General features: G+C 66.4%; 4 protein-coding genes. All 4 read right to left on the bottom strand.

Going from position 1 to position 3,027, the window contains the following annotated elements; genetic code table 11:
• Window positions 1-93 precede the first annotated feature (93 nt).
• Entirely contained in the window at window positions 94-927 is an 834-nt protein-coding gene (locus Q8R75_RS13650) for a replication initiator protein A (RefSeq protein ID WP_305663713.1), read from the bottom strand.
• Between the two features lie 26 nt (window positions 928-953).
• On the bottom strand, window positions 954-1,235 hold the full coding sequence (locus Q8R75_RS13655; protein WP_013721771.1) for a helix-turn-helix domain-containing protein: 282 nt from the start codon (window positions 1,233-1,235) through the stop codon (window positions 954-956).
• Between the two features lie 83 nt (window positions 1,236-1,318).
• Window positions 1,319-2,086 (bottom strand): DUF2285 domain-containing protein, encoded by a 768-nt coding sequence (locus Q8R75_RS13660; RefSeq protein ID WP_056581641.1) that lies wholly within the window; start codon window positions 2,084-2,086, stop codon window positions 1,319-1,321.
• 309 nt (window positions 2,087-2,395) lie between these two features.
• Window positions 2,396-2,743, bottom strand: a complete 348-nt coding sequence (locus Q8R75_RS13665; RefSeq protein WP_056581638.1) for a DUF2958 domain-containing protein — start codon at window positions 2,741-2,743, stop codon at window positions 2,396-2,398.
• Between the last annotated feature and the right edge of the window lie 284 nt (window positions 2,744-3,027).

The raw sequence follows: 3,027 nt of genomic DNA on the forward strand, positions 1-3,027 counted from the left end.
ATTTTGTTGCCTGATAGCACGAGGATTCGTTGCCTGATAGCACGACACCTCTGTTGCCTGATAGCACGAGTCCATCCACAGACTCTCCCGAAGTTATCCCCGTGCCGTTTGCGGCACGGGCCGGAAGGTCAGCAGCGGCGAGGAAATCCCGGACGCGTGCTCGATGCCCAACAGGTAGCCCGGCAAGGCTTGCCGCGCCACCAGCGCCCGCAGGTCGGCGGCGAAGTCGTAGTAGCGCGCCACGCTGCCCGATTTGCGGTACAGGTGCTGGAAGTCGAATTGCCAGCCGCCCGGCTGCCGCCCGCCGTGCTTGCGCACCAGGCGGTACAGCCACCGCTCGATGCCGCCCGTGAGCCGGAAATACGCCGGGTCGTGGGTCAGCACCTGGGCGGCGTCGCGCACGCCGGCAAAGAACCAGTCCGGCAGGATCAGTTCGAGGCCCAGCGGCGTGCCGCTGGCATCGGCCAGTTCCTTCCACTCGTTGATCCAGGAAAACCGATGCAATCGCCGCCCGGTCGTCTCGCGGATGGACGTGGCCACCGTGGTCGATTGCAGCCGATCCAGCGCAGCCTTGAGGCGCTGGTAGTCGCGCAGCGACGTCCCGCGCCCGATGAAGCGCAGGATCTCGTAGGGCGTGGCCTGCATCAGCCGCGACGGGCGCAAATCCGCATCTCGCGCTTCCACGATCTGGCTGGCGGCCCAGATCAGGATGTCGGCATCCCAGATCGTGGCGATGCCGTGCTCCTGCGTGCCTTCCACGCGGATCGTCACGTTGCCCGCCCGGAAGTCGATGGGCTTGACCCGTTTGGACTTCGCCAGCGAGAAGAACGGAAAGGCCATCAAGTCCTGGCTGTCGCGTGGCGCCATGTCGCCCGGCAGCGCGCGAAACAGGTCGAGCTGTTCGCGCTCCTGCAAGGGTGTGGACATGGCGAAGGCCATCCACGCGCCGCCGATCAGCGCGCACGGCTGTCGGCCGAGTGGTGCTCGGCGTACTCGGGATCGGAAGTCGTCTCGAAACTGCGGTCGGCGGCCCAGGCATCGAGGTCGGCCACGGCGTACATGACCCGCCGGCCGAACTTGCGAAAGCGCGGGCCGCCGCCGATCACGCGCTGCTTTTCCAGCGTGCGCGGCGACAGGCGCAGGTACTCGGCGGCTTCGTCGTTGGTGAGATAGCGTTGGGGCTGCGCGGCAGCGGTCGAGACAGCGGCGGCAGGCCGCAAGGGAGCAGGACGCATGGTGTGAACCTCCATAGCTTTCAAAGCTCCGGCCACACAGCGCAACCGGATGGAGGCAGGCTCAGAAAACGCGGCCCACTTGCTCAGGGTCGTTTTGCGTCGCCTTCAAAACGACCCTTCTCAAGCGGCGCAAGCTGTGCTAGGCGGCGATAGCCGCCGCGCATCAGCGCATCGCCACGCCGCACCAAGCGGCGCACCTTGGAGCGCAAGCCGCCGTCGGCGTACCAGTCGGCCACGGCGTCGGCACCGAACAAGCCTTCGCCGACCTCACGCGAGGACGCGCCCGCCAGGGTCGCGTCGAGCGCCTGCAAGGTGTGCAGTTCCAGCAGCGCGGACGGTGTTGGCCTGGGCGTGGCGGCGAAGGTCACGCCGGGCACATGACCGCGCACAGGCGCGGCAGTGCCGCCGCGATGGGCATAGGCGACAGCCATGCCGTCTTCCAGGCCGGGGGCCAGCGCAAAGCGCAGGCAATGGCCTGGGCTGCGCGCGATCAGCGCCAGCCGTTTGCCGTCATGGAGCAGTTGCTTATGGCCAGGGATGCGCCAGAACGCGAAGATCGAGGCATCGGGTGGCGGATCTTCATCCGGGTAGAGCTGCACCATCGCAGCGTGGCCGGGCAGCCAGGCCGGATGCGCGTCGCGCGCATCCAGGGCCGGGTCTTCCAGCAGGCGCAAGCCCCAGCGTTGCGCCGCTTCCTGTGCCGCCTGCGACCGACGACGATGGCGCAGCCAGTCGAGCCGGTAGTCGGGGTGCCTGCGCAGGTACTCCCAGGCGAGCGCAAGGCTGTCCAGATGCAGCACGTACAGATACGCGGCAGTCGGATACCAAGGCTCGGCGGCGCGGTCGGCCATGACGCAACCTCCTGGGAACAGGAATCGCCGCCACGGCTGGGCTACGCGCTACATCGCCATCGTCAGAACGTCATGGGTAAAAATGGTGACTGGGGTTGTCAAGACCGATTGGCTCCGATGCGTTGCGGTTTCCGTCTCAATGCGGCGGTGGCAGCGCCCCGACCGTGGGACGCCGTATCGGCCAGCCTGCCGCAACCCAAGCCAGGCATCATGACTGTTTCGATCAGACTGGCCGGGGTATGCCGCAAGAATCCCGATTGAGACCTGCCCGGCATGACGCCAGACTGAAAAAGTCACAGTAGGCCGTATTCAGTCCGGGATCGCTCCGTCGCGCTCGGCCAGCCGGGTGTATTCCGACAGCGTGCGCGTGGGGCGGAAATAGAGGTCGCGTAGCACGGGCTGCTGGCGCGGCCCGACGATGCCGGCCAGGTCGGACAGCTTCACCGTCCCCAGCTCTGGCATCCCCAGCCCGAGGTCGATCAGGCCGTAGGCCGTATCGCCGTCCGCAGGATCGAGCGCGGCCAGCAGCCAGGTCACATGCGCGTCCGGCGTGAACAACCGCACCACGGGCACCGGGTCGATGGCCTCGCCAGCGGCGCGGGCCTTGCCGTGGGCCAGCAGGCGCGCGCGGTCGTCCTCGGTGATGAGTGCCGTCATGGCGCCACCCTCCGGCCGCACGAATCCGCCGAAGCGCAAAAGCGCAAAGCCGTACCTGCGGATTTGGGCATAAACACGATGGCGGTTCCGTGATTTCGCGCCTTTGTTGAAACCCGCAAATGCGGATTTCTGTAGAAGCGCAGAACAGTGAGCTTTTGATGAATGAGTTAAAGATAACGTGGTTTTAATTGTGCTGCGAATCGACGCTTCTGTCCATGCAGAAGCGATCCGTCCAGCCCGGCCGACCGGCCGGCGCCACCACCTTCGACGCCGAGCTGGCTCAA

Origin of the sequence: Methyloversatilis sp. (genome assembly GCF_030696805.1) — a bacterium.
Lineage (GTDB): Bacteria > Pseudomonadota > Gammaproteobacteria > Burkholderiales > Rhodocyclaceae > Methyloversatilis.